This window comes from Mycolicibacterium peregrinum (assembly GCF_001665625.1).
Taxonomy (GTDB): domain Bacteria; phylum Actinomycetota; class Actinomycetes; order Mycobacteriales; family Mycobacteriaceae; genus Mycobacterium; species Mycobacterium peregrinum_B.
The window spans coordinates 1-22,721 of record NZ_LZSY01000011.1 but is presented as its reverse complement, the minus strand read 5'-3'; the positions used below and the strand labels follow the sequence as shown (position 1 = coordinate 22,721).

Annotated in this window: 28 protein-coding genes; 16 read left to right on the top strand and 12 right to left on the bottom strand. The window is 67.6% G+C overall.

From position 1 onward, the window contains the following. Positions 1-19: 19 nt before the first annotated feature. Positions 20-1,246: an Rv3212 family protein gene (locus A5779_RS01315; protein WP_064878167.1), complete on the top strand. Its 1,227-nt coding sequence runs from the start codon at positions 20-22 to the stop codon at positions 1,244-1,246. Positions 1,247-1,260: 14 nt separating this feature from the next. Here the strand turns inward: A5779_RS01315 and A5779_RS01310 are convergent, their stop codons facing one another. Together A5779_RS01310 and A5779_RS01305 are read right to left on the bottom strand one after the other, a co-directional pair. Continuing rightward, the gene (locus tag A5779_RS01310) at positions 1,261-2,334 is read right to left on the bottom strand and encodes a MerR family transcriptional regulator (RefSeq protein ID WP_082941472.1); all 1,074 of its coding nucleotides are present in this window, start codon (positions 2,332-2,334) and stop codon (positions 1,261-1,263) included. Between the two features lie 45 nt (positions 2,335-2,379). After that, positions 2,380-3,207, bottom strand: a complete 828-nt coding sequence (locus tag A5779_RS01305; RefSeq protein ID WP_055112086.1) for a ParA family protein — start codon at positions 3,205-3,207, stop codon at positions 2,380-2,382. Positions 3,208-3,235: 28 nt separating this feature from the next. Between A5779_RS01305 and A5779_RS01300 the strand changes: the two genes are divergently transcribed. The 3 genes from A5779_RS01300 to A5779_RS01290 are packed head-to-tail and all read left to right on the top strand — an operon-like array spanning position 3,236 to position 5,414. After that, positions 3,236-3,847, top strand: a complete 612-nt coding sequence (locus A5779_RS01300; protein ID WP_064878165.1) for an acid phosphatase — start codon at positions 3,236-3,238, stop codon at positions 3,845-3,847. Further along, positions 3,844-4,929: an isochorismate synthase gene (locus A5779_RS01295; RefSeq protein ID WP_064878163.1), complete on the top strand. Its 1,086-nt coding sequence runs from the start codon at positions 3,844-3,846 to the stop codon at positions 4,927-4,929. The genes A5779_RS01300 and A5779_RS01295 overlap by 4 nt, the downstream gene beginning before the upstream one ends. Continuing rightward, positions 4,926-5,414, top strand: a complete 489-nt coding sequence (locus A5779_RS01290) for a GNAT family N-acetyltransferase (protein WP_064878161.1) — start codon at positions 4,926-4,928, stop codon at positions 5,412-5,414. The genes A5779_RS01295 and A5779_RS01290 overlap by 4 nt, the downstream gene beginning before the upstream one ends. On the opposite strand, the gene A5779_RS01285 is transcribed toward A5779_RS01290, so the two are convergent. Together A5779_RS01285 and aroQ are read right to left on the bottom strand one after the other, a co-directional pair. Further along, positions 5,411-5,788, bottom strand: coding sequence for a hypothetical protein (locus A5779_RS01285; protein WP_064878159.1), 378 nt, complete (start codon positions 5,786-5,788; stop codon positions 5,411-5,413). The genes A5779_RS01290 and A5779_RS01285 overlap by 4 nt on opposite strands. After that, positions 5,785-6,225, bottom strand: a complete 441-nt coding sequence (gene aroQ, locus A5779_RS01280) for a type II 3-dehydroquinate dehydratase (protein ID WP_064878187.1) — start codon at positions 6,223-6,225, stop codon at positions 5,785-5,787. The genes A5779_RS01285 and aroQ overlap by 4 nt, the downstream gene beginning before the upstream one ends. Positions 6,226-6,443: 218 nt before the next feature. On the opposite strand from aroQ, the gene A5779_RS01275 reads away from it, so the two are divergent. The 3 genes from A5779_RS01275 to whiB1 all read left to right on the top strand — a co-directional run bounded on the left by A5779_RS01275 (position 6,444) and on the right by whiB1 (position 8,341). Next, positions 6,444-6,830, top strand: a complete 387-nt coding sequence (locus A5779_RS01275) for a YchJ family protein (protein ID WP_064878157.1) — start codon at positions 6,444-6,446, stop codon at positions 6,828-6,830. A 35-nt stretch (positions 6,831-6,865) separates the two neighbouring features. After that, entirely contained in the window at positions 6,866-7,828 is a 963-nt protein-coding gene (locus A5779_RS01270) for a diacylglycerol/lipid kinase family protein (protein ID WP_064878155.1), read from the top strand. A 258-nt stretch (positions 7,829-8,086) separates the two neighbouring features. Continuing rightward, the gene (gene whiB1, locus A5779_RS01265; RefSeq protein ID WP_003882795.1) at positions 8,087-8,341 is read left to right on the top strand and encodes a transcriptional regulator WhiB1; all 255 of its coding nucleotides are present in this window, start codon (positions 8,087-8,089) and stop codon (positions 8,339-8,341) included. Between the two features lie 184 nt (positions 8,342-8,525). Here the strand turns inward: whiB1 and A5779_RS01260 are convergent, their stop codons facing one another. Then, positions 8,526-10,025, bottom strand: a complete 1,500-nt coding sequence (locus A5779_RS01260; RefSeq protein WP_064878153.1) for a two-component system sensor histidine kinase PdtaS — start codon at positions 10,023-10,025, stop codon at positions 8,526-8,528. Positions 10,026-10,089: 64 nt separating this feature from the next. Next, a complete protein-coding gene (locus tag A5779_RS01255; protein WP_055119839.1) occupies positions 10,090-10,305 on the bottom strand; it encodes a biotin/lipoyl-binding carrier protein in 216 nt (71 codons plus the stop codon). Between the two features lie 135 nt (positions 10,306-10,440). On the opposite strand from A5779_RS01255, the gene A5779_RS34925 reads away from it, so the two are divergent. Continuing rightward, a complete protein-coding gene (locus tag A5779_RS34925) occupies positions 10,441-10,533 on the top strand; it encodes a 50S ribosomal protein bL37 (RefSeq protein WP_003882799.1) in 93 nt (30 codons plus the stop codon). Between the two features lie 82 nt (positions 10,534-10,615). Here A5779_RS34925 and rsrA read toward each other — a convergent pair whose 3' ends face one another. Further along, positions 10,616-10,930, bottom strand: coding sequence for a mycothiol system anti-sigma-R factor (gene rsrA / locus A5779_RS01250; RefSeq protein ID WP_055112068.1), 315 nt, complete (start codon positions 10,928-10,930; stop codon positions 10,616-10,618). Further along, complete coding sequence (locus tag A5779_RS01245) at positions 10,927-11,571, bottom strand: sigma-70 family RNA polymerase sigma factor (RefSeq protein ID WP_055112066.1); 645 nt, start codon at positions 11,569-11,571, stop codon at positions 10,927-10,929. The genes rsrA and A5779_RS01245 overlap by 4 nt, the downstream gene beginning before the upstream one ends. 226 nt (positions 11,572-11,797) lie before the next feature. On the opposite strand from A5779_RS01245, the gene ybaK reads away from it, so the two are divergent. The 6 genes from ybaK to A5779_RS01215 all read left to right on the top strand — a co-directional run bounded on the left by ybaK (position 11,798) and on the right by A5779_RS01215 (position 18,710). Next, the gene (gene ybaK / locus A5779_RS01240; RefSeq protein WP_064878151.1) at positions 11,798-12,286 is read left to right on the top strand and encodes a Cys-tRNA(Pro) deacylase; all 489 of its coding nucleotides are present in this window, start codon (positions 11,798-11,800) and stop codon (positions 12,284-12,286) included. Positions 12,287-12,408: 122 nt separating this feature from the next. Beyond that, positions 12,409-13,527 (top strand): acyl-CoA dehydrogenase family protein, encoded by a 1,119-nt coding sequence (locus A5779_RS01235; RefSeq protein WP_064878149.1) that lies wholly within the window; start codon positions 12,409-12,411, stop codon positions 13,525-13,527. Between the two features lie 2 nt (positions 13,528-13,529). Further along, a complete protein-coding gene (locus A5779_RS01230; protein WP_064878147.1) occupies positions 13,530-14,726 on the top strand; it encodes an acyl-CoA dehydrogenase family protein in 1,197 nt (398 codons plus the stop codon). A gap of 3 nt (positions 14,727-14,729) precedes the next feature. Next, positions 14,730-17,135, top strand: a complete 2,406-nt coding sequence (locus tag A5779_RS01225) for a CaiB/BaiF CoA-transferase family protein (RefSeq protein ID WP_064878145.1) — start codon at positions 14,730-14,732, stop codon at positions 17,133-17,135. An 80-nt stretch (positions 17,136-17,215) separates the two neighbouring features. Continuing rightward, the gene (locus A5779_RS01220; protein ID WP_064878143.1) at positions 17,216-18,136 is read left to right on the top strand and encodes a LysR family transcriptional regulator; all 921 of its coding nucleotides are present in this window, start codon (positions 17,216-17,218) and stop codon (positions 18,134-18,136) included. A gap of 133 nt (positions 18,137-18,269) precedes the next feature. Further along, a complete protein-coding gene (locus tag A5779_RS01215) occupies positions 18,270-18,710 on the top strand; it encodes a M15 family metallopeptidase (protein WP_082941473.1) in 441 nt (146 codons plus the stop codon). Between the two features lies 1 nt (position 18,711). On the opposite strand, the gene mymT is transcribed toward A5779_RS01215, so the two are convergent. Further along, positions 18,712-18,861, bottom strand: a complete 150-nt coding sequence (mymT, locus tag A5779_RS34355; RefSeq protein ID WP_082941470.1) for a copper-binding metallothionein MymT — start codon at positions 18,859-18,861, stop codon at positions 18,712-18,714. Positions 18,862-18,952: 91 nt separating this feature from the next. On the opposite strand from mymT, the gene A5779_RS01210 reads away from it, so the two are divergent. Both A5779_RS01210 and A5779_RS01205 read left to right on the top strand, forming a co-directional pair. Continuing rightward, positions 18,953-19,801, top strand: coding sequence for an SDR family oxidoreductase (locus A5779_RS01210; protein ID WP_064878141.1), 849 nt, complete (start codon positions 18,953-18,955; stop codon positions 19,799-19,801). Between the two features lie 105 nt (positions 19,802-19,906). Next, entirely contained in the window at positions 19,907-20,716 is an 810-nt protein-coding gene (locus A5779_RS01205; protein WP_064878139.1) for a class I SAM-dependent methyltransferase, read from the top strand. Here the strand turns inward: A5779_RS01205 and A5779_RS01200 are convergent. The 3 genes from A5779_RS01200 to A5779_RS01190 all read right to left on the bottom strand — a co-directional run. Further along, on the bottom strand, positions 20,713-21,558 hold the full coding sequence (locus A5779_RS01200; RefSeq protein WP_174554264.1) for an enoyl-CoA hydratase/isomerase family protein: 846 nt from the start codon (positions 21,556-21,558) through the stop codon (positions 20,713-20,715). The two genes, A5779_RS01205 and A5779_RS01200, sit on opposite strands and share 4 nt — an antisense overlap. Further along, on the bottom strand, positions 21,558-22,145 hold the full coding sequence (locus A5779_RS01195; RefSeq protein ID WP_064878183.1) for a TetR/AcrR family transcriptional regulator: 588 nt from the start codon (positions 22,143-22,145) through the stop codon (positions 21,558-21,560). Before A5779_RS01195 ends, A5779_RS01200 begins: the two co-directional genes overlap by 1 nt. Positions 22,146-22,190: 45 nt before the next feature. Beyond that, positions 22,191-22,721: DUF7782 domain-containing protein (locus A5779_RS01190; protein ID WP_461786796.1), on the bottom strand; the 531-nt coding region annotated here is incomplete at its 5' end.

The following is a 22,721-nucleotide window of genomic DNA, read 5'->3' as shown; positions in this document are numbered from 1 at the left end:
CGCCAGACAAGACCGGTCAGTGGTCAAACCCGAACGCCGCACCCGCGGCGACATGGCCGCCGCCGTGGCAATCGTCGCGATCGTCGCGCTGGCGGCCGGCCTGATCTGGTGGACGAGTGACGCCAGGGCCACCACCAGCAGGCCTGCTGCGGCGCCCGTTCCCTACCTGACGCCGGCCCGCGAGGTACCGGCCGGCCTGCAACAGTTGTGGACCGCCGACAGCCCCCGGACCACCGAGCCCGTGCTCGCCGGCGGATCGGTGGTGACCGCCGAGGGGTCCACCGTCGCCGGCCGTGACCCTGTCAGTGGCGCCGTGCTGTGGAGTTATGCCCGCGACCTCGAACTGTGCGGTGTGACGGCGGTGTACCAGTACGCGGTCGCGGTGTATCCCGATGCTCGCGGCTGCGGCCAGGTCAGCACCGTCGACGGCAAGACCGGCAGGCGCGGTCCGGCCCGCACTGCCTATGCCGACCCCGAGGTCCAGCTGTCGTCCGACGGCTCCACGGTGCTCTCGGCCGGGGACAGTCGCCTTGAGCTGTGGCGCTCGGACATGGTCCGGATGCTGTCCTACGGTGCGCTGGACGCCCGCATCAAGCCCGACGTGCCGGCATCACCGGTATGCCGCCAACTGTCGACAGCAGCGAGTTCCTCGGCGGTGTCGGTGCTGGAATCGTGCCCGAAGAGCAAGTTCATCCGGTTGACGCTGCTGCGCCCCGCCGACGAAGAAGACACTCCCGAGGTGCGCTACGTCGAACTGCAGGACATCACCGACGAGTCCGGGGCCAAGGTGATCGCGGTGTCCGGCACCACGACCGCGGTGTATCTGCCCACACCGAGGCCGATGGTCAACGTCATCGACGAGACCGGAAAGACGCTTGCCAGCCTGCCGCTGGCCAAGCCGGCGGCGCCGCAGTCGACGACCACCCGCGCCGGGGACCTGATCACCTGGTGGACCGGCGACTCGGTCCTGGTGTTCGGCACCAACGGAGGCTCCGGCCTTCAGTACAAGTTCACCGTCAGCCCGTCGGGGCCGCACCTTCCCGTCGGTCCCGCCACGGTGATGGCCGGTCGGTTGTTGGTTCCGGTCAGCGACGGTTACGACGTCTTCGATCAGGAGACCGGCGCCGGCCAGCGGCACATCGCGCTGCCGCGTACCCCCAGCGTGTCGCCGGTGGTGCCGGTGGCGGCCGGTGACACCGTGCTCGAACAGCGCGGCACGCAACTGGTGGCCCTCGGCGCGAACTGATCCGGGCGTCCGGCTCAGCCGATATCGATCACGATCACCGTGGTGTTGTCGCTGCCGCCGGCGTCGTTGGCGACCTGCACCAGCCGCTGCGCAACGACCTCGGGGTCGTCCTCCGCGGCGGCGTCGATGATGTCGGCATCATCGGCACCGGCGAACAACCCGTCACTGCTGATCAACAGCCGGTCTCCCGGACGACACTCCAGATCGAACAGCTCGGGCCGGATGGCGGGGCCGATACCCAGCGCCCGCGTCAGCAGATGACGGTGCGGGTGGAAGCGGGCCTCTTCGCGGGTGATCTCACCGGCCCGCACCAGCTCACCGGAGACACTGTGATCGTTGGTCAGCTGACTCATGGCGCCCTCCCGAATCAGGTTGAGCGGCGAATCCCCGATGTTGATGGCCAGGGGCCCACCCTGTTCGTCGCCGAAGATCGCCACCACGGTCAGGGTGGCGCCCGAACTGGTTCCCGATGCGCTGACATGGGCGAAGACCTGCTCGTTGGCCTGCTGGACCGCTCCGATCAGGCCGTCGCGGTCGGGTGCGGCGGTGAAACCGGCGGCGAGCGCTTCCACCGCGATCCGGCTGGCGTGGTCACCTTCGGGTCCGAAACCGTCGGCCACCGCGTACAGAATGCCGTCGGCGAGCAGGGAATCCTGGTTGCTCTCCCGCACCGGGCCCTGATCGGTGGCCGTCGCGGACCGTAACACCGAAGCCATGGAGATCGTCCTCTCGTCGGACCAGCGGCCCCCTGCCACTGGAGAAGGTTGGGCGAGTAGCACACTGCGGACCACTCCCAGTGCCTCGCGGCGGCGCGCGTACTCATCATCGAGCTCCGTCTGCCACGCGGCCAGTTGCTGTTCGGTGGGGCTGCGCAGGAACTCTGCGATGCCTGCGACCGGTATCCGCGCTCCCCGAAGCAACCCCACTGTGCGCGCCTCGGCAACCTGGGCCCGGGAGTAGTACCGGTACCCCGTCAGCGCGTCGACCGCGGCCGGCACCAACACGCCCGATGCCGCATACGAACGCAACATCTTGGGCGACAGCCCCGTCGCCGCGAACTCCCCGATGCTCAGCAGGTCTTGGTTCATGTCGTCAGCATCAGGTCTGTCCACGGGGCAAGGTCAAGTAGCGCCCTAGACCACCTCGGGTGCGAAGGTCGGCAGCTTCTTGCCGGACTTCCAGTGTTTGAGCAGGGCCTGGGCGAGCTCGCGGTAAGCCAGCCCGCCTTTGCTCTTGCGGCCGGCCAGTACCGAGGATCCCGATGCGCTGGCCTCGGCGAACCGCACGGTGCGGGGAATCGGTGGGGCCAACACGGGCAGTTCGTACCGGTCGGCGACATCCAACAGCACGTCACGGCTGTGGGTGGTGCGCGAATCGTAGAGCGTCGGCAGCGCGCCGAGCAGCGCCAGCTCGGGATTGGTGATCTGCTGCACGTCGGAGATCGTGCGCAGGAACTGGCCCACGCCGCGGTGCGCCAGCGTCTCGCACTGCAACGGCACGATCACCTCGTTCGCGGCGGTCAGGCCGTTGAGCGTCAACACGCCCAGAGATGGCGGGCAATCGATGATCACCACGTCGAAATCGTCGGAAACCTTGGCCAGAGCCCGCTTGAGCGCATACTCCCGCCCGGCCCGCATCAGCAGCATGGCCTCTGAACCGGCCAGATCGATGTTGGCCGGCAGCAGCGTCATCCCCTCGGCCGTCTCGACCAGCGCCGCCCCCGGCTCGACGTCGCCGAGCAACACCTCGTGTACCGACACCGGCAGCTTGTCCGGGTCATGGCCCAATGAAAACGTCAGACAGCCTTGCGGATCCAGATCGACCAGCAGCACCCGCCGACCCTGCTCGGACATCGCCGCACCCAGCGACGCCACCGTCGTCGTCTTGGCTACCCCACCCTTTTGATTGGCGACCGCTAATACTCGCGTCACACCTTCATCCAAGCACGCTCCCGGCGGCATTGCCGGAACGTGCGGCAGAATCGCCGGTGTGAGCGACCGCCTGCACCGCCTGATCCTGCTCCGACACGGCGAGACCGAGTGGTCGGCCACCGGGAGGCACACCGGCCGCACCGAGCAGGACCTGACCGAAACTGGGCGGGAGCAGGCCGTGCTGGCCCGCCCGGCACTCGCCGAGTTGCAGTTGACCGAGCCACTGGTGATCAGTAGCCCGCGGCGCCGCGCGCTGGACACCGCCGAACTGGCCGGACTGCACGTCGACGAGATCGACCCCGATCTGTCCGAGTGGGATTACGGCGACTACGAGGGACTGACCACGCCTCAGATCCGCGAGAGCGTGCCCGACTGGCTGGTGTGGACCCATGGGTGTCCCGGCGGCGAGAGCGTCGATCAGGTTTCAGCCCGTGCCGACCGCGCGGTCGGCACGGCGCTGGAGCATCTGGCCACCCGGGACGTGGTGTTCGTCGGGCACGGGCATTTCTCCCGTGCCATGTTGACCCGCTGGGCGGAACTACCCGTGTCCGAAGGGATCCGGCTGTCGATGGTGCCGGCTTCGCTGGCAGTGTGCGGATTCGAGCACGGCGTGCGTCAGATCACCGCGCTCGGGCTGACCGGCCACCCCAACCCGTGTCTGTCGCAGTGAACCCGTCATTCGTGTTGGCCGGGCCGAACGGCGCCGTCCTGGCCGAGGGCGTACGAACCGGATTCGCCGATATCGCCGATGCCCAGGCCGCGCTGCGGTCGGGTACGCCAATAGTGCTGGGTGCGTTGCCATTTGATCCGGCCACACCGGCCGCCTTGTATGAACCCGATGCGGTCCGATTCACCGATGCGCTCCCGGACTGGCCCGTCAATCCGCCCCCAGCAGTGGTGGAGCGCGAAACCCTGCCACCGGGATCGGTGCACCGCGCGCGGGTGGCCGAGGCGATCCGGCGCCTGCGGGACCCGCAGATCCCGATCGACAAAGTGGTGCTGGCCCGCTCGCTGCGCCTGTCCGCCGATTCCGCGTGGGACGTCCGGACCGTGTTGCGCCGACTGGCCGACGCCGACCCGGCCGCCACGGTCTACCTGGCCGATCTGTCCCCGGCGGGCGGCGCGAACGCCGGCACCGCCCTGGTGGGCGCCAGCCCCGAATTGTTGGTGGCGCGCGAGGGCGAGACGGTGATGTGCCAGCCCTTCGCCGGGTCGGCACCACGCTCGGCCGATCCTGCCGTGGACGCGGCCAACGCGACTGCGCTGGCGGCCTCGGCGAAGAACCGTCACGAGCATCAGCTGGTGGTCGACGTGATGCGCCAGGCGCTGGAGCCGTTGTGCGTCGATCTGCAGATCGCCGAGGAACCACAGTTGCACGGCACCGACGCACTGTGGCACCTGAGCACCCCCGTCATCGGCCGACTGCGCGAAAAACGCACGACGGCAATCGATCTGGCGCTCGCACTGCACCCTACCCCGGCGGTCGGCGGGGTGCCGACCGACCGCGCCGCCGCACTGATCGGCGAACTGGAGGGCGATCGCGGGTTCTACGCCGGCGCTGTCGGCTGGTGCGACAGCAGCGGCGATGGACGCTGGGTGGTGTCGATCCGGTGTGCAGTGTTGTCCGCGGATCGATACACGGCCCTGGCCAGTGCCGGCGGCGGTATTGTCGCCGAATCCGATCCCGATGACGAAGTCGACGAGACCACCACGAAATTCAGAACCATCCTGACTGGACTAGGGGCGACATGAGCGAGTTGATCCGCCGGGCGCGACCGGGCGACGAGGTCGAGATCACTGCGATGATCCGCGAGTTGGCCGAGTTCGAACGTGCTTCCGACGAGTGCACTGTCACCGAAAAGCAGATGCACACAGCACTTTTCGGTGACCGACCGGTGGCCTTTGCGCACATGCTGGAGGTCGACGGGCAGGTGGCCGCGACCGCGGTGTGGTTCCTGAACTTCTCCACGTGGGACGGTGTCGCCGGGCTCTACCTGGAGGACCTCTACGTGCGTCCGGCCTTCCGGCGCCGCGGGCTGGCCCGAAAGCTGTTGTCCACCTTGGCAGCCGAATGCGTCGAACAGGGCTACAGCCGGATGACCTGGGCGGTGCTGAACTGGAACGTCAACGCCATCGCGCTGTATGACGCCGTGGGCGGCAAGCCGCAGACCGAGTGGACCACCTACCGGGTGTCGGGCCCAGAGCTTTCCGCCCTGGCGGCCGAGCAGCGCAGCTAGTCGCGGCGGGCGATCCAGTCCACCGAGGACGGGCTGAACAGCAGACCCAGGGTGATCAGGGCGAGCAACCCGACCAGCACGCCGTACACCACGTGGTGCGAGGTGATCACGTACCAGGCCACGGGCAGCAACAGCAGGTTGGCCAACACCGCGATCCCCCGGCCCCAGTACCGCGCGGTGATCAGCGCCCAGCCACCCGCGAGCACCCCGCCACCGATCAGCAGGAACCAGATCGCTGTGCCGTACCCGCTGACGATGTGCTGATCCGCACCACCCAGCGCCCGGGTCAAAAGCACGACCGCCATGATCAGCGCGGCGATTCCTTCGGCCGCGGTCAGAAAACCTGCGTACCGGATGGCGGGAGGCTGGATCACGACTTCCGCTCCGCCAGGTACCGCACCGCGTATTCGTAGCCGGCCGGGCCCGCGCCGGCGATGACGACCTCGGCGACGGCCGACACGTACGAGTGATGCCGGAACGCCTCGCGCGTGTGGATGTTGCTCAGGTGAACCTCGACCACCGGCAGTTCGGCGGCGCTGAGCACATCGCGGATCGCCACCGAGGTGTGGCTGTAAGCCGCCGGATTGATGATGATGCCGACGCAGTCCTGCCTGGCTGCCTGAATGGCGTCGACGAGCGCACCCTCGTGGTTGCTCTGCACGGCGCGGACCTCGAAACCGAACTCGGCCGCCAGTTCGGCCACCCGCTGCTCGATCTGAGCCAGCGTGGTGGAGCCGTAGATCTCGGGCTGGCGGGTGCCCAGCATGTTGAGATTCGGTCCGTTGACGAGCAGTAATCGGCGTGCGGTCACGTCCTGTACGGTACCGACGCCCGCGCCCCTGGCGGCAAGGCACACCGGCGCACAGGCCACGCCATTGATGCTGGTTTTCGGCGTCGAGATCGACGCCAGGGTCGCGGCTGGGCAGAAAACACAACCCTCACGTCGATCTCGGCGCGCAGGGCGGCGTGCAGGCGGCGTGCAGGCGGCGTGCAGGGCGGGGCCCACGACAGACCGGGATACTTGGCCACGTGACCGACCAACCCTGCCCGTGCGGCACCGGCCTGGCCTACGCCGAGTGCTGCGGCCTGCTGCACACCGGCGCGCAGCAGGCCCCGACAGCCGTTGCCCTGATGCGGTCCCGGTTCAGCGCGTTCGCCGTCGGCGACGTCGACTACCTGTTGACCTCCTGGCATCCCGACACCCGTCCCGCCGACCTCTCCCTCGACGGGGACATCGTGTGGCGGCGGTTGCAGATCGTCGACACAGAGTCGGGAGGCGAAGACGACACCGAAGGCGTCGTCGAGTTTCGCGCCCAGTACGTCCACGACTGCAGCCGGCACATCCTGCATGAACGCAGCCGTTTCGAGCGGGTCGGCGATCGGTGGCGCTACCTGGATGGACAGATTCACGAATAACTGCCGTACACCTTGCCCGGTTAGGCTCATGCCCCGTGCGTGCCGTGCTGATCGTCAATCCGAACGCGACCTCGACCACCCCGGCCGGGCGTGACCTGCTCGCCCACGCGCTGGAGAGTCGGGTGACGCTGACCGTCGAACACACCAATCACCGAGGTCACGCCATCGAGATCGCCCGCGATGCCGCACGTGACGGTGTGGACGTGCTGATCGTGCACGGTGGAGACGGGACGGTCAACGAAGTCGTCAACGGCCTGCTCGGTGACTGCGGAACCCGTCCCGACGCCGCCCTGGCGCCCGCGGTCGCCGTCGTGCCCGGCGGTTCGGCCAACGTCTTCGCCCGGGCGCTGGGCATCAGCCCCGATCCGATCGAGGCCACCAACCAACTCGTCGACCTGCTCGGCGGTTACCGGATGGGACGCCCGTGGCGCCGCATCGGCCTGATGGACTGCGGTGAGCGCTGGGGCGTGTTCACCGCCGGGATGGGCGTGGACGGTGACGTGGTGGCCGCCGTAGAGGCCCAACGCGCGAAGGGACGCAAAGTCACAGCGTCGCGTTACATCCGGGTGGCGGTGCGGGAGTTCCTCACGACCGCACGCCGGGCACCGACGTTGACGTTGCATCTGCCGGGCGCCGACCCGGTTGCCGGGGTGCACTTCGCGTTCGTGTCGAACTCCAGTCCCTGGACGTATGCGAACAGCCGCCCGGTGTGGACGAACCCCGAAACCACGTTCGACACCGGCTTGGGAGTGTTCGCCACCACGAGCATGAACATCTGGTCGAATCTGCGGCTGGTCCGCCAGATGGTGTCCCGCAAGCCCCGCCTCGAAGCCAAGCACCTGATCCGCGATGACAACGTCTCATCGGTCACCGTGACGAGCACCACGCCTGCCGCCTGCCAGATTGACGGAGATTACATCGGCACGCGCGAAACCATGACGTTCACGTCGGTTCCCGAGGCGCTCTGCGTCGTCGCGCCGACGAATAAAAGTGATTGACCTGCGCAAACACACCGCCTAGGGTGGAATTAGGGCGCAGCTAGATCCAGAGTGTAGTACACAGGAGTGAGGGTTCTGGTCACCGCCCCACCCAGTGACATTGCCCACGTGTTAACTCAATGCTATTGACATCTGTTCAGCCTGTGAAAGCATCAATGCAACAGTGCAGAAACATTCGTGTGCACGCGTTAACAGCCGAAGAAAATCTGGTGCGCTTTGCCGCGCACACATGACATGTCTAACGAGGAGTTTGATCTTATGGATTGGCGCCACAAGGCCGTCTGTCGCGACGAAGATCCGGAGCTGTTCTTCCCCGTGGGAAACAGTGGCCCGGCGCTTGCTCAGATCGCCGACGCGAAGCTGGTGTGCAACCGTTGCCCCGTAACCACTGAGTGCCTCACCTGGGCCTTGGACTCCGGCCAGGACGCCGGCGTGTGGGGCGGGATGAGCGAGGATGAGCGTCGTGCGCTCAAGCGTCGCAACGCCCGCACCAAGGCCCGCACCGGAGTCTGACCTTTCGGTTCAGATCCCCGACGCAAGCTATGGCCCCGACAATGTCGGGGCCATAGCTTATTTTTTGAACAATTCGCTACAGCAAATTGCGTAATTGTCATCACATCTTCTATTGACGCAACTGGGTAATTGCTTCAGTGGTACTGGCGTCCCACGGTGAACGCCCTGTGGCCCGCGACCGGACTCACTGGATGCCGCGACTGCGCCTGCCGATCGGCACCCGCAGCACCACATCGGTTCCCCCGGATGGCACGTCGTGCATACCCAACGAGCCGTCCAATTCCGCGGTGACCAGCGTTCGCACGATCTGCAGGCCGAGCCGGTCAGACTTCTCCAGGCTGAACCCGTCAGGCACGCCACGCCCATCGTCGTGCACCACGACATCCAGCCAGCGGGCCGAACGTTCGGACCTGATGGTCACGCAACCCTGGGGCGTGTCAGCGTCGAAGGCATGCTCGATGGCGTTCTGCACCAATTCGGTGATCACCATGATCAACGCCGTCGCACGGTCGGCGTCGAGCACGCCGAGGGCGCCATCGCGGTTGATCCGGATCGGGGTGTCCACCGACGCGACATCGTTCATGATCGGCAGGATCCGGTCGATCACCTCGTCGAGGTTGACCTCCTCGTCGACCGACATCGACAACGCATCATGCACCAGCGCGATCGACGACACCCGTCGCACCGATTCGATCAGCGCCTCGCGGGCCTCCAGGTTGTTGGTCCGGCGCGCCTGCAGTCGCAACAGAGCCGCTACGGTCTGCAGGTTGTTCTTCACCCGGTGGTGGATCTCCCGGATCGTGGCGTCCTTGCTCAGCAGCGCGCGGTCACGCCGTTTGACCTCGGTGACGTCGCGGATCAGGACGGCGGCTCCGACCGCGGCGCCATGCACGACCAACGGCAGGGTCCGCAACAGTACCGCCGCACCGCCGGCGTCGACCTCCATGCGCATGCTGGAGCCTCCGGCCAGCGAGTCGCGGACGTGGTTGGCCAGTTCCTGGGCCTCGAACGGGTCGGAGATCAACGGCCGGGTGACGGTGACCAGATTGTGCCCGTCCAGCTCGGACGCCAGGCCCATGCGGTGATAGGCCGAGATGGCGTTGGGACTGGCGAACACCACGTCGCCGACCTTGTCGAGGCGGATGAAACCGTCGCCCACCCGTGGGCTGGAACGCGACATGGCCAGATCGCCGACGTTCGGGAAGGTGCCCTCGGACAGCATGTGCAGCAGATCGCTCGCACAGTCCAGGTAGGCGCCCTCCAGCGGGCTGGCCATCCGACGGGCGGCCAGCGCGGTCTGGTGCGTCAACACCGCGACCACGTGATCGCGGTGCCGCACGGGAACCGCTTCCACGTTCAGACCGGGAAGGTCCGGCGAATGTCGTTGTGTGCCACCGCTTCCCCGGCCGATCGCACCTGACTGGAAGGCCGAGGTGACGACGGGAAGGTCGGCGGCCGCGGCCAGCGTGCCGACCGAGTCGGCCAACAAGACGGTGGGGGCGGTATTGGGCCGCACCTGCGCGACGCACACCAGCACGCCGTCGTCGCGGCGCACCCACATCAGATAGTCGGCGAACGACAGGTCGGCCAGCAGCTGCCACTCCCCGACCACCGCATGCAGGTGGTCCACGGCGCTGCCGGGCAGCATCGTGTGTTCGGCGAGCAGGTCACCGAGGGTAGACATCAGGCACCGCGCACGCGAGGAGCAGAGAGACCACCGTCCACCGGAAGCAGGGAAACGAACCGAGTCAGTCGATCACCGCGATGAGATCGCCCGCCTGGATCACGTCGCCCTCGGCGACGTTGACCTTGGTGATGGTGCCGGCAACCTCAGCCAGGACCGGGATCTCCATCTTCATCGACTCGAGCAGCACCAGGGTGTCCCCCGCACCGATCTGATCGCCCTCGTGAACCACGACCTCCAGCACACTGGCCACGATTTCGGCGCGAACGTCCTCGGCCATCTTCACCCCACTTCACTCCGGCGCTAACCCGACTACTTCTGCGGCCTATATCGAACCACAACCCCGGGTGGACAGCGCCGCCCCCGGGGCATGAGACACTAGGGAGCAAGTTCTTACACCATCTGGAGGATCATCATGGCCAAGCGTGGCCGCAAGAAGCGGGACCGCAAGCACTCGAAGGCGAACCACGGCAAGCGCCCCAACGCCGGTTCGAAGTCAGTGCGCTAGCCGCTTCGGCAGACTGTGACCGCCCGACTCCCTTCGGAGATCGGGCGGTTTGTCGTCGGTCCCGGCAAGGCCGAGCGCCTGGTCAGCCCCGGATGATGGTGGTCTGGCTGATCTGGATCCGCAGCCGTTCCCGCAGCCCCTCAGGGGCCTTTTCACCGCTGCACTTGGCGGCGATGAGCTTCTTGACGCGCTCCTCGACCCCGTAGTGACGCAGGCACGCCGGGCATTCTTCGAGGTGGTGCTTGAGCTTGTCACGGCTTTCGGCCGTGCACTCGCCGTCGAGCAACGTCCATACCTCGGCGATCACCGCGGCGCACTCCGGATGTTCGGGGTCGACGGGTCCCACCGGCGGGCTCCAGCGCTCGTCCTCGCGATTCGACTCACGGTCCCCGCTCATGAGGACACCTCCTCCGGCTCACCAAGCTGCTGACCTCGGATGAAGCCGCGATCCCTGGCCACATCGGCCAGCAGGTCACGTAGCTGCTTGCGGCCGCGGTGCAGGCGGGACATCACGGTCCCGATGGGAGTATCCATGATCTCGGCGATCTCCTTGTAGGGGAAGCCCTCGACGTCGGCGTAATACACCGCCATCCGGAATTCCTCGGGCAGCGCCTGCAGCGCCGCCTTGATCTCGGTGTCGGGCAGCGACTCCAGCGCTTCGACCTCCGCCGATCGCAGACCGGTCGACGAGTGCTCGGCGTTGGCAGCCAGCTGCCAGTCGGTGATCTCGTCGGTCGGGTACTCGGCAGGTTGGCGCTGCTTCTTGCGGTAGCTGTTGATGTACGTGTTGGTCAGGATGCGGTAGAGCCACGCCTTGAGGTTGGTGCCCTCACGGAATGACCGGAAGCCGGCGTAGGCCTTGACCATGGTTTCCTGCAGCAGGTCCTCGGCGTCGGCGGGGTTGCGGGTCATCCGCAGGGCGCCGCCGTACAGCTGGTCCAGCAGCGGAATGGCATCACGTTCGAACCGCGCAGTCAGCTCGGCATCGGTTTCAGTCGGCTGCGGCGTGTCAGGCTCGGCCTGCTCGACGTCAGTCATCGTGGGAAACACCTTCCCTTCTGTCGCGGCGCCACCAACAGGCGCGGAATACCACTGGGTATCCGCCGGCCGTTCCAGGCATACGGTTGGCACCAGAATCCTCCTTAGATCCTAGAGCGTGCTACCGACGAGTAGCGCTGAGCAGGTGTCGAGAGCAATAACAGCATGCAATGGTCACTGTGTTCCCGCACCGTGGTCCACGCGTTGCCCGGCTACGCTGAGCGCCGTGGCACGTGCAGCGACACCCGCGATCGCAGCTCTGGTGGCGGCGGGCATCGACCACGAAGTGGTGGCCTACCAGCACGATCCTCGCAACGAATCGTTCGGCGACGAGGCCGTGGCCCAGCTGGCGGCCGACGGCATCGTCGCAGAACAGGTGTTCAAGACGCTCGTGATCGCGCTGCCCAAAGGGTTGGCGGTAGCGGTCGTGCCCGTACCGCACAAGCTGTCGCTGAAAGCCGCCGCGGCCGCATTGGGGGTTCCAAAGGCGGAAATGGCGGACCCCGTGGCAGCCCAGCGCTCCAGCGGATACGTCGTGGGCGGGATCTCCCCCCTGGGCCAGCGCAAGCCCCTGCCCACCGTCGTCGACACCTCGGCGCTTGCCTTCGACAAGGTGCTCTGCAGCGCGGGCAAGCGGGGCCTGGACGTCGCGCTGTCCCCCGAGGACCTGATCCGCGCGACATCGGCGGTGACAGCCGACATCGCCGTCACCTGAAGCATCCGGCCCGTCGTCGGCATCGGCATGTCGCAATCGGAAACGTGCCGGTGTCCGAATCCGTGATTTACATCACGAGCCCCGCCGGATTGCATGGGACCCGACAAGGAAGGCGGGCGCCCATGACGATCAGTGTGGCCGAGCGAGCAGAACTGGCCGCCGCGGTCTCCGCGTTGCTGCACGACGAATGCACCGAACAGGACGTACGCCGGGTGATGGGCAGCGACGACGGGTTCGACCGCGAGTTGTGGCGCAAGCTCGCCGCCCAGGGTGTGACCGGTCTGCTGGTCGACACCGAGTACGGCGGCGTCGGCCTGGGCGCCCTCGAACTCGAGGCCGTCGCGGAGGCGACCGGCGCCGCGCTGCTGCCGGCACCGTTCCTGTCCAGCGCAGTGCTGGCGTCGGCACTGATCGACGCGACAGGTTCCGACGCCGACAAGCAGCAGCTGTTGCCGGCCCTGGTCGAGGGCACGTCGGTGGGCACCGTCGCGGTGACCGGCTCCCGGGGAACCTGGGCGCCGGAGGGCGTCGCGGTGCGCGCCGCCTCGGCCACCGACGGCCCGGAAGGCACCGACCACACGCTGACCGGCAACGCCCACTACGTCATCCACGGTCAGGTTGCCGATGTGGTCCTGGTGGTGGCCCGCGTCAACGGAGACTTCGGCGTCTTCCAGATCGCACCCGACGCGGACGGTTTCGAGCGCACGGCCGCAACGGTTTTCGACGCGACCGTGCCGCTGTCGACCTACACCTTCGACGCCGCACCGGCCCGCCGCCTCGGCACCGCCGGGTGGGACGCGGTGCAGCACGCCCTCGACCTCGGGTTGGTCGCTCTGGCCGGTGAACAGGTGGGCGGGGCCAGACGAATCTTCGACATCACCGTCGACTACCTCAAGACCCGGATCCAGTTCGGCCGCCCCATCGGCAGCTTCCAGGCCCTCAAACACATGGCAGCCGACCTGCTGGTTCAGGTGGAATCGGCCACCTCGGCCGCCCAGCATGCCGCGGCCGAACTTGCCGCCGGTAGCGGAAAAGCCAGTGGTGCAATCGGTCTGGCCGGGTTTGCCTGCGCCGAGGCCTACCATACGACCGCCCTGTCGGCGATCCAGATGCACGGCGGCATCGCGTTCACCTGGGAGCACCCGGCCCACCTGTTCCTGCGCCGGGCCCGTACCGGCCTGCACCTGCTCGGCGGCTCGGGGCTGCACCGCGAGCGCTACCTCTCGTCGAAAGGCGCCTGACGATGACCACCGACGAACTGCCCGGCGCCGATCAACTGCGCACCGAGGTGCGCGACTGGCTCGCCCAGAACTGGTCAGGGTTACCGAAATCCACGAATCCGTGGGTCAGCTCCCCCGAGCGGGTGGCTTGGCTGGAGAAGGTGCTCGACGCGGGTTACGCGGTGCCGACCTACCCCGCCGAATGGTTCGGACGGGCGTACCCGAACGCACTGGCGGCGGTGATCGAGCAGGAATTCCGGGCGGTCAAAGCACCCGGTGCGCGCCAGGACAAATACAGCATCCCGGCCAACACCGCGCTCAAGTACGGCACCGATCGACTCAAGAACGACCTGGTGCGCGAGTTCCTGACCGAGCGGGCCCGCACCTGCCTGCTCTACAGCGAGCCCGGGGCCGGATCCGATCTGGCCGCCGTGCGCACCACCGCGGTCCGCGACGGCGACGAGTGGGTGGTCAACGGCCAGAAGGTGTGGACCTCGGGTGCCACCACGTCCGAGTACGCGCTGCTGATCGCCCGCACCGACTGGGATGTGCCCAAGCACAAAGGCTTGAGCTTCTTCATGATTCCGATGCGCCAGCCCGGTATCGAGGTGCGTCCGCTGGTCCAGATCACCGGCGAATCGCATTTCAACGAGGTCTTCATCACCGACGCGCGGGTGTCCGACGCCTACCTGCTCGGCGGGGAAGGCAATGGATGGCGGGTGCTGCAGACCGCACTGGCCTACGAGCGGTCGATCATGGGCGACGGCGGGCGCGGCTCACGTAACCGCACCCGGGCCGACGACCTCATCGGCCTGGCCCGCGACCACGGCCGCCTGGAGGATCCGGCAGTCCGCAAGGAACTGGCCGACGTGCTGGCGTTGCGCGAACTCAACTCGCTCAACAACGCCCGTGCCAAGGCCGCTGCGGCCCAAGGGACTTCCAGCTCGATCATGTCGCTCGGGAAGCTGGCCATGTCGAACATCCTGCACGCCGAGGCGCGCCTCAAGACCGAGATCATCGGCGCCGAAGCACTTTTGGCCGGCCCCGAGAACCTCGAGGCCGACGACATCAACTTCCTGACCCTCAACGCGTTCTTCACCTCGATCGGCGGCGGCACCGACCAGGTCCAACGCAACATCATCGGTGAGCGCGTACTGGGCCTGGCCAAGGAACCCGAGGTCGATCGTGACATCCCGTTCCGCCAGGCCCGCCGGAGCTGAGCGATGACCAACCCCGACGACTACGACCCGCCGCTGGCGGGGGTATGCATCCTCGACCTGTCCCGCGGCCCGATGACGGCGGTCGGCCGCCTGCTGGCCGACCTCGGCGCCTCGGTGACCCAGGTGCACCTGCCCGGTGTCACCGAGGAACCAGACGATCGCCTCGCCGCGGGTGGCGGAGTCGATCCCGACTCGGTCGGCGCCGCGATCAACCGGTACGGCATGAGCACCGTCGTCGTCGATCTCTCGATCCCCGACGACCGCCGCCGCTGGGTTCACCTGCTGGCCGGGGCCGACATCCTGATCGAGGACACCCCGCCGGGCTCGGCGGCCGAGAAAGCCTTGGCGGCGCGCAACATTCACGCCGAGCATCCGGGCCTGGTGATCCTGTCCATCAGTGATTTCGGCCGCGACACCAGCTATCGCGGTTGGCACGCCACCACCCCGGTGCTGCACGCGCTGACCAGCGAGCTGTCCCGCTCGGGCATCCCGGGGCGGGAGCCCCTGGTGCCGCCGGCGGCGCAGCTGCCCTATCACGTGGCGGCAGCTCAGGCCGCGGTGATGACCGTCAGTGTGTACCTGGACCGATTGCGTACCGGCGAAGGCGATCTCATCGATTTCTCCATTCTCGACGGCGCCATGCAGACCCTCGATCCGCCGCACGGGACGGTGGGGACGGCCTCGGCCGGAGTGGCGTTGAGCCGCCAACGACGCAACTGGAATGCCGAACGACTGCGGTACCCGATCATCGCGTGCAAGGACGGACACGTGCGAATCTGCCTCCTGGCAAAACGCCAGTGGCACGGCATGTTCGAGTGGATGGGACGACCCGAGGAGTTCGCCGATCCCTCGTTCGACCGGCTCAAGGTGCGGCTCAGCTCGCCCGAGCTGCTGGCCGGTGTCGGCCGGTTCTGCGCCGGGCAGACCCGGGCCGAGTTGGAGGTCGCCGGCCAGCGCCATGGGGTGCCGACGGCGGCGGTGCTGACGCTGGCCGAAACTCTCGACACCGATCAGGTCATGAGCCGCGGCTACTTCCACGAAGTGGGGCTGGCCCGGGGAATATCGGCGCCCGTGCCGGCCGGCGTCGTCGAGATCGACGGGCACCGGGCCAACGCGCTGACCCGGTCCGACCAGAGCCCTCGACACATCGATGTGGCACCGCTGCTCGCCGGCCGCGACCGCCGCAACGAAGGCCTTCCGTTGGAAGGCGTGCGGGTGCTGGATCTCGGCGTGATCGTCGTCGGGTCCGACACCGGGCGACTCTTCGGCGATCTCGGCGCCGACGTCATCAAGATCGAGAACTCCGCGTTCCCGGACGGCCTGCGGGGCAACCTCTCGTCGATGTCGCCGACGTACGCTGCCGGCCACCGCAACAAGCGCTCGATCGGCATCGATCTGCGGACGCCGCGGGGCCGGGCGTTGGCGCACCAGTTGGTCGCGATGTCCGACGTCGTGCTGACCAACTTCAAGCCCGGCGTGGCGGAGACGCTCGGAATGGACTACCAGACGTTGCAGGACGTCAACCCCGGCATCGTGGTGGTGGACAGTTCGGCCTTCGGGCCCACCGGACCTTGGGCCAAGCGAATGGGCTACGGCCCGCTGGTACGGGCGGCCGCCGGGTTCACCGATCTGTGGGTGTATCCGGATGAGCCAGAGTCGTTCTGCGACACGGTCACCGTTTACCCCGATCACGTGGCCGCCCGGATCGGCGCGCTCGGAGCGCTGGCGCTGCTGCTGCGCCGTGAACGCACCGGAACCGGGGGGTCGGCCAGCGTTGCGCAGTCCGAGGTGATGCTGAGCCATCTGGCCGGCGAGATCGCGGCGGAGGTCCTGGTGCGCCGCGGCCACGAATCCTCGGCCCGGCCGATCCACGATGCCCCGTGGGGCCTGTTCCCGGCTGCCGGTGAGGACACCTGGCTGGCGGTCACCGTCCGGGATGACGCTGATTGGCAGGCCCTGTGCGGAGTGATCGGCCGTCCCGACCTCGTCGCCGACGCGCAACTGGGCACCCGCAATGGCCGGGACACTCACCGTGGCCGCATCGACGAGGCGGTGCGGTCCTGGACCTCACAGCGCCCGGCGACCGAGGCGATGGAGCAGCTGCAATGTGCCGGTGTGCCTGCCGGCGCCGCGCTGCATGCCGACGACATCGCCGGCTGGGACTACTACGTGCAGCGCCGCGCCTTCCGCGAGGAGTTGCACCCCCACGCCGACGAGCCGTTCACGATGGAGAACGTGCAGATCCATTCGGATCGCGTCGCTGATCCACCGCTGATCCAGGCACCATTGCTCGGCGAGCAGACCCGCGACATCGCCGTCGAACTGTTGGGCCTCGACGACGCCGACATCGACGAGCTGATCGAAACCGGCGTGCTCGAAGTGCCGCAGAGCGCCGTGCCGGCAAGCTGAACACCACGCCCACCGGCGACTGATCGGGCGTCCCTCGTACGATTCGTGGGTCCCCTCGCCCTCACGCCGGAAAAGACCGCATGGACTTCACCAGACTCAGGTACTTCGTGGCGGTCGCCGAGGAATTGCACTTCAAGCGGGCCGCCGACCGGTTGATGATCACGCCGCCCCCGCTGAGCAAGCAGATCAAGCTGCTGGAGTCAGAACTCGGCGGGCAGCTGTTCGAGCGCAATTACCACGAGGTCCGACTGACGCCACTGGGCGCCAAACTGCTCGGCCCCGCGCGCGAAATCCTGCGCCAGGTCGAGGAATTGAAGGCCACCGCGACCCGGCTCACCGAGGGAGCCGCCACTATCCGGGTCGGTGCCACCGCCTACGCGCCGTCGGATTTCGTGGCGCAGGTCCAGACGGCCGTCGCCAACTTGCCGGCACCGACCGAGTTCAGCGTTCCGGGGTCGGCCGCCGAGGTGACCGCCAAGTTGGTGTCCGGCCACCTCGACCTCGGCCTGATCCATCTGCCCACCGCCGACAAGCGGCTGCACTACCGCGTGGTGGCCACCTTCCAGGGCGCCGTGGCGGTCCGTTTCGACGATCCACTGGCCACCAGGGACCTGGTGTCCATCGAGGAGCTCCGCGATCGCGACGTGGTCATCGACTTCGCCCGACCCAATCCCGTCATGCTGGCCGGCCTGACCCGTGCGCTCAACGCCCGGGGGGTGACCCGCATCGTGCGGACCACCAACCAGTTCGGCGGTGAACTGGAGATGGCCGCCCAGGTGTTCAATCGCCACCTCGTCGCGGTGGTGCCCTACGCACCCGAGTCACTGATCGGCAAGATCTTCTCGCCACCGGAATTCACGCTGGTGCCGATCGACGAGAGCACCTGGTCGCCGGCCCGGATCGCTCTGGCCTGGGTGCCTGATCGCCTGAAGAACCCCGCCGAGATCGAGGCGCTGGTGGAGGTCCTGGCGGTCGGCCTGGCCCAGGGGCGGGCGCAGTAGTGTGGGCACAGTGATACCGAAGCTGGTGGGCGCCACTGTGGCCTCGAGCGTCGCCGCCCTGGCGGCCCTGCTCGGCCAGCCTGCGCCGGCACCGGCCGGACCGCAGATCCGGCTGGTCGACAACCCCGTCCCGATGACCCAGGGGGACGGCTCGCTGCCCGACGGGCAGGTCCTGACCCCGTACGACGTGCAGAATCCCGCGATCGGCCGGTTGGACCCGCGCCTGCTGGCCGCCATTCAGAACGCCGCCGATGCCGCGGCCGCCGACGGCGTGACCATGACGATCAACTCGGGGTGGCGCTCGGCCGACTTCCAGCAGTCACTGCTCGATCAGGCGGTGCAGACGTACGGCAGCCTGGCGGCGGCCCGTCAGTACGTGCAGACACCGACCGCGTCCCGGCACGTGACCGGCGAGGCGGTCGATGTCGGCGGTCCGCAGGCCGACCACTGGCTGATCGCCAACGGTTCTCGCTTCGGGCTCTGCCAGATCTACGCCAACGAGCTGTGGCATTTCGAACTCGTCGCCGATCCGGCAGGCAACTGCCCGCCGCTGCAACCCAACGCGGCAGGCTGAGCTATTCGGTGACCGGCACCATGTCGGCTCCGCACGTGCACTTGTAACTGCTTTCAGGGCCCTTGCAGTGGCACTCGGACTCGACGCGGATCCGGCATCCACAGCCTTCGTGGGCACAGGTCAGGACGGACCCTGCAGGGACAACACTCATGTCTCCTCCAATTTGTCGACACGTCCATCGTCCCCCTCCCGGAGGCTGAACCGGGCAGATCAATACAACTGGGTCGGCCTATCGTGTCCCTATGACTCTGTCCGGGAAGACCATGTTCATCTCCGGCGCCAGCCGTGGCATCGGCCTGGCGATCGCCAAGAAGGCCGCCGCCGACGGCGCCAACATCGCGCTGGTCGCCAAGACCGCCGAACCGCATCCCAAGCTCGAAGGCACCGTCTACACGGCCGCCAAGGAGATCGAAGAGGCCGGCGGGCAGGCCCTGCCGATCGTCGGAGACGTGCGTGACGGCGACTCGGTGGCCTCAGCAGTAGAACAAGCAGTCGCCCAATTCGGCGGTATCGACCTCTGCGTCAACAACGCCTCGGCGATCAATCTCGGCTCCATCGAGGAAGTTCCGCTCAAGCGCTTCGACCTGATGAACGGGATCCAGATCCGCGGCACCTACGCCGTGTCGCAGGCCTGCATCCCGCACATGAAGGGCCGGGACAACCCCCACATCCTGACGCTGTCCCCGCCGATCCGACTGGAGTCGGAGTGGCTCAAACCGACCGCGTACATGATGGCCAAGTATGGAATGACATTGTGTGCCTTGGGTATCGCCGAGGAGATGCGCGAGGCCGGCATCGCGTCGAACACGCTGTGGCCGCGCACCCTGGTGGCCACCGCAGCGGTGCAGAATCTGCTCGGCGGTGACGAGGCCATGGGCCGTGCCCGCAAGCCCGACGTCTACGCCGACGCGGCCTACGCGATCTTCAACAAGCCCGCACGCGAGTACACCGGCCAGAGCCTGTTGTGCGAGGACGTGCTGCTCGCGAACGGCGTCACCGATCTGTCGGTGTACGACTGCGTGCCCGGGTCCGAACTCGGCGTCGACCTGTGGGTGGACACCCCCAACCCGCCGGGATACGTCCAGCCGTGATGCCCGCCGTTGACGTCGAATGGCCAGTTATCGCACACCGATACGCGCGCACCGTGCAATAACTGGCCACTCGACGCGCGGCGTACCCCATCTAGGCTCGTCGGCATGCCAGACCCACAACTCCCTGACCCGCGGCCTACCAACTGGGCCGCCGGCCGCTATCAGGCCGTCGCCGAACAGATCGCCGTCATCGCCGGTGAGGTCGTCACCAGCGCCGACCGGCTGCGGCCGGTCCGTGACACCCCCCTGGCCGACCTGGCGTGCGGCACCGGAAGCGCTGCGCTGGCCGCCGCCGAGGCCGGGGCCCACGTCACCGGCGTCGATCTCACCGCTGAGCTGATCGCCATCGCCTCAGAGCGCCCGGGGGCCGACGCCGTGCAGTGGGTGGTCGCCGACGCAGCCCACACCGGTTTGCCCGACGGCGGATTCGGCACCGTGGTGTCGAACATGGGGATCATCTTCGTCGAGCCCACCAGCCTGGTCGCCGAGGTCACCCGGCTGTTGACCCCGGGCGGGATCTTCGCGTTCTCCACCTGGATCCGAGACGAAGCCGGCAGCCCGTTCTTCACGCCGATCGTGGAAACCCTCGGTGCGCCGCCAGCGGCCGGCTACTCGCCCGATCAGTGGGGTGATCCCGATGTCGTGCATTCGCGCCTCGGTATCGGATTCGACGATGTCCATTTCGAAACCGACTCACACACATGGCGATTCGACTCTGTCGAATCGGCGGTCCGATTCATCTCGGACGAATCGCCGATGCACGTCAACCTGCTCAGCCAGCTGGATGACGCGACGCGGACCCGGCTGCTCGACGCCTTCACCGCGGCGCTGAGCGCACAGACCGACGACGACGGCCGAGTCGCCTTCGACGCGCCCTATGCGGTGGTGACCGCACGCAAGATCAGAAACACCTAGCGCGCACGCGTCCCGCCGGACAGCATGGTCTCGACGCTGTCGGCGAAAGCCGCGGTGGTGAAACAGGTCGGTTCGGCGAACTCTTCGAGCATGAGCGCGTCGTTCCAACTGGCGTCGGCCGCGGTCCGCAACAGGGGTTTGGTCATCGCGACCGCGTGCGGCGGCAGCGCGGCGACCCGGGAACACCATTCGTCGGCGGTGGCGAGCAGCTGTTCGTGGGCGACGACCTCGTGCACCAGGCCCAGCCGCTGCGCGGTTTCGGCGTCGATGTGCTCGCCTTTGAGGTAGTAGGCCAGCGCACCCTGATAGCCGAGTCGCCGGGTGAGCGCCCAACTGGTGCCGACCTCCGGGATCAATCCGAGGCGGGCGAAGGCAGGCACGATGACCGCCCGCTCACTGGCGATGGTCAGATCGCACGTCAGCGCCCAGGCCAGGCCGACACCGGCGGCCGGACCGTTCAGGGCGGCCACGAAGACGGTGTCCGAACCCGCGATGAGCCGGGCGATACCTCCGAATTCGCGTCGTATCCAGCGCCATACGTCCGCAGTGCCCTCGGCCTGGTACCGATTCTCGATGGCCGCACGCATCATGCGCAGGTCGCCGCCCGCACTGAAGCCCGGGTCCGCGCCCGTCAACACGACAGCGCGAATATCGTTGTCGGCCACCAGCTCCTCCAGAGCCCGGCGGAGCTGCCGGACCAGCGGTGCGGACAGGACGTTCAGCCGATCAGGTTCGTCGAGGGTCACCACCGCGCGATCGCCGCGGCGCTCGACCACAATTCGTTGTGGCGCAGCCGGATCGTCACCTTCGGCCACCATGCCGCGATACAAGGGCTCGTCCATCAAAAATCCTCCTCAATCGGTTTGGCCTGCAATGCATTCCATGCCGCGTCGGCAAATATCTCGACAACCTCGCTGTCCAGCTCCGCAACATCGCCGGCCACCCAGTGACGGGCGTACTCCTGCGCGGGGCCGAACCACAGCGCGGCCGTGACGCCGGGATTGATGGCAGAAAGCACGCCGTAGGCGCGGTGTGGCCGCCACCAGGCCTGGATGGCTGCGAAGAAGTCCTGGTTGGCCGCCTGCAGTTCGCTGCTGTCGAGCCGGTCGCCCAGCAGGAGTGCGGCTTCGCCGCGGTGCGCCGCGATCCAGTTCAGGTGATGCCGCACCCCGGCGCGGATTCCCTCTTCGGCGGTGTCCTGCCCGCGCAGCATCTCCACGAAACCGGCCTGGTACTCGGCCATGACCTGGGCGTAGACCGCCGCCGCCAGCGCCGGCTTGTCGGGAAAGTGGTGGTAGAGCGATCCGACGCTCACCTCGGCCTCACGCCGCATTTCGTCGAGCGTCGGGGCGATGGTCCCCTCCGACGCGAACCGTCGTCGCGCGACCGCCAGTAGTCGGTCCCGCGCGCCCCTACCCTTTGACGGCACCACGAGGATTACTCTAACAAAACCGAGCAATCCTCTAAAGAGCTGTCATTCTGCCTGGTAGAGGATTCCGCGGCCGATCGCCTCCCGCACCTCCGGCAGCGCGGCCTGCGCCAGCGCGTCGGCATCCACGCCGTGATGCGTGGCCAGCAGCTGGATCAAGGCACCCAAGGGCACCTCGCCGCGGCAGCCCGCCAGAAGCGCTCGCATCACCTCGTCGACCCCGATGACGGCGGCCGGGCCGCCCGGGCGGCGCACTGCGGCGCCCACCTCCTGCCAGCCATCCGGCCCGGGCAGCGCCTGCGCCTCCAGGAATACCGGCGCCGTGGAGAGCCGGGCTGCGAGCAGCATGTCGTCGGAGGTGTCGCGCAGGAATGCCCGCCGGGCGAAGAACGCGTCCACCTCGGCTCCGGTGATCGCCTCGTCGGCGCCGGTGATCTCCTCGAGGATCTGCTCGGGCAGTTCCCCGTCCCGCGGGACCCGCAGCGAGATCATGCCCATCCCGACGCCGGAGAAGACCTCGATCGACAGGCGCAGCGCGGTGGTGAATGGCTCGACTGGTTCACCGAGCAGGGGATC

Coding starts and splice junctions, on each gene's coding strand:
- A5779_RS01255 (WP_055119839.1), bottom strand. CDS start 10,305: ATGGCCGAGGACGTTCGCGCCGAAATCGTGGCCAGTGTGCTGGAGGTC.
- A5779_RS01200 (WP_174554264.1), bottom strand. CDS start 21,558: ATGGACGAGCCCTTGTATCGCGGCATGGTGGCCGAAGGTGACGATCCG.
- A5779_RS01235 (WP_064878149.1), top strand. CDS start 12,409: ATGACGATCAGTGTGGCCGAGCGAGCAGAACTGGCCGCCGCGGTCTCC.
- A5779_RS01305 (WP_055112086.1), bottom strand. CDS start 3,207: ATGCCGCCGGGAGCGTGCTTGGATGAAGGTGTGACGCGAGTATTAGCG.
- A5779_RS01245 (WP_055112066.1), bottom strand. CDS start 11,571: ATGACTGACGTCGAGCAGGCCGAGCCTGACACGCCGCAGCCGACTGAA.
- whiB1 (WP_003882795.1), top strand. CDS start 8,087: ATGGATTGGCGCCACAAGGCCGTCTGTCGCGACGAAGATCCGGAGCTG.
- A5779_RS01215 (WP_082941473.1), top strand. CDS start 18,270: ATGACCCAGGGGGACGGCTCGCTGCCCGACGGGCAGGTCCTGACCCCG.
- mymT (WP_082941470.1), bottom strand. CDS start 18,861: ATGAGTGTTGTCCCTGCAGGGTCCGTCCTGACCTGTGCCCACGAAGGC.
- A5779_RS01220 (WP_064878143.1), top strand. CDS start 17,216: ATGGACTTCACCAGACTCAGGTACTTCGTGGCGGTCGCCGAGGAATTG.
- A5779_RS01210 (WP_064878141.1), top strand. CDS start 18,953: ATGACTCTGTCCGGGAAGACCATGTTCATCTCCGGCGCCAGCCGTGGC.
- rsrA (WP_055112068.1), bottom strand. CDS start 10,930: ATGAGCGGGGACCGTGAGTCGAATCGCGAGGACGAGCGCTGGAGCCCG.
- A5779_RS01290 (WP_064878161.1), top strand. CDS start 4,926: ATGAGCGAGTTGATCCGCCGGGCGCGACCGGGCGACGAGGTCGAGATC.
- A5779_RS34925 (WP_003882799.1), top strand. CDS start 10,441: ATGGCCAAGCGTGGCCGCAAGAAGCGGGACCGCAAGCACTCGAAGGCG.
- A5779_RS01260 (WP_064878153.1), bottom strand. CDS start 10,025: ATGTCTACCCTCGGTGACCTGCTCGCCGAACACACGATGCTGCCCGGC.
- A5779_RS01230 (WP_064878147.1), top strand. CDS start 13,530: ATGACCACCGACGAACTGCCCGGCGCCGATCAACTGCGCACCGAGGTG.
- A5779_RS01225 (WP_064878145.1), top strand. CDS start 14,730: ATGACCAACCCCGACGACTACGACCCGCCGCTGGCGGGGGTATGCATC.
- A5779_RS01205 (WP_064878139.1), top strand. CDS start 19,907: ATGCCAGACCCACAACTCCCTGACCCGCGGCCTACCAACTGGGCCGCC.
- A5779_RS01310 (WP_082941472.1), bottom strand. CDS start 2,334: ATGAACCAAGACCTGCTGAGCATCGGGGAGTTCGCGGCGACGGGGCTG.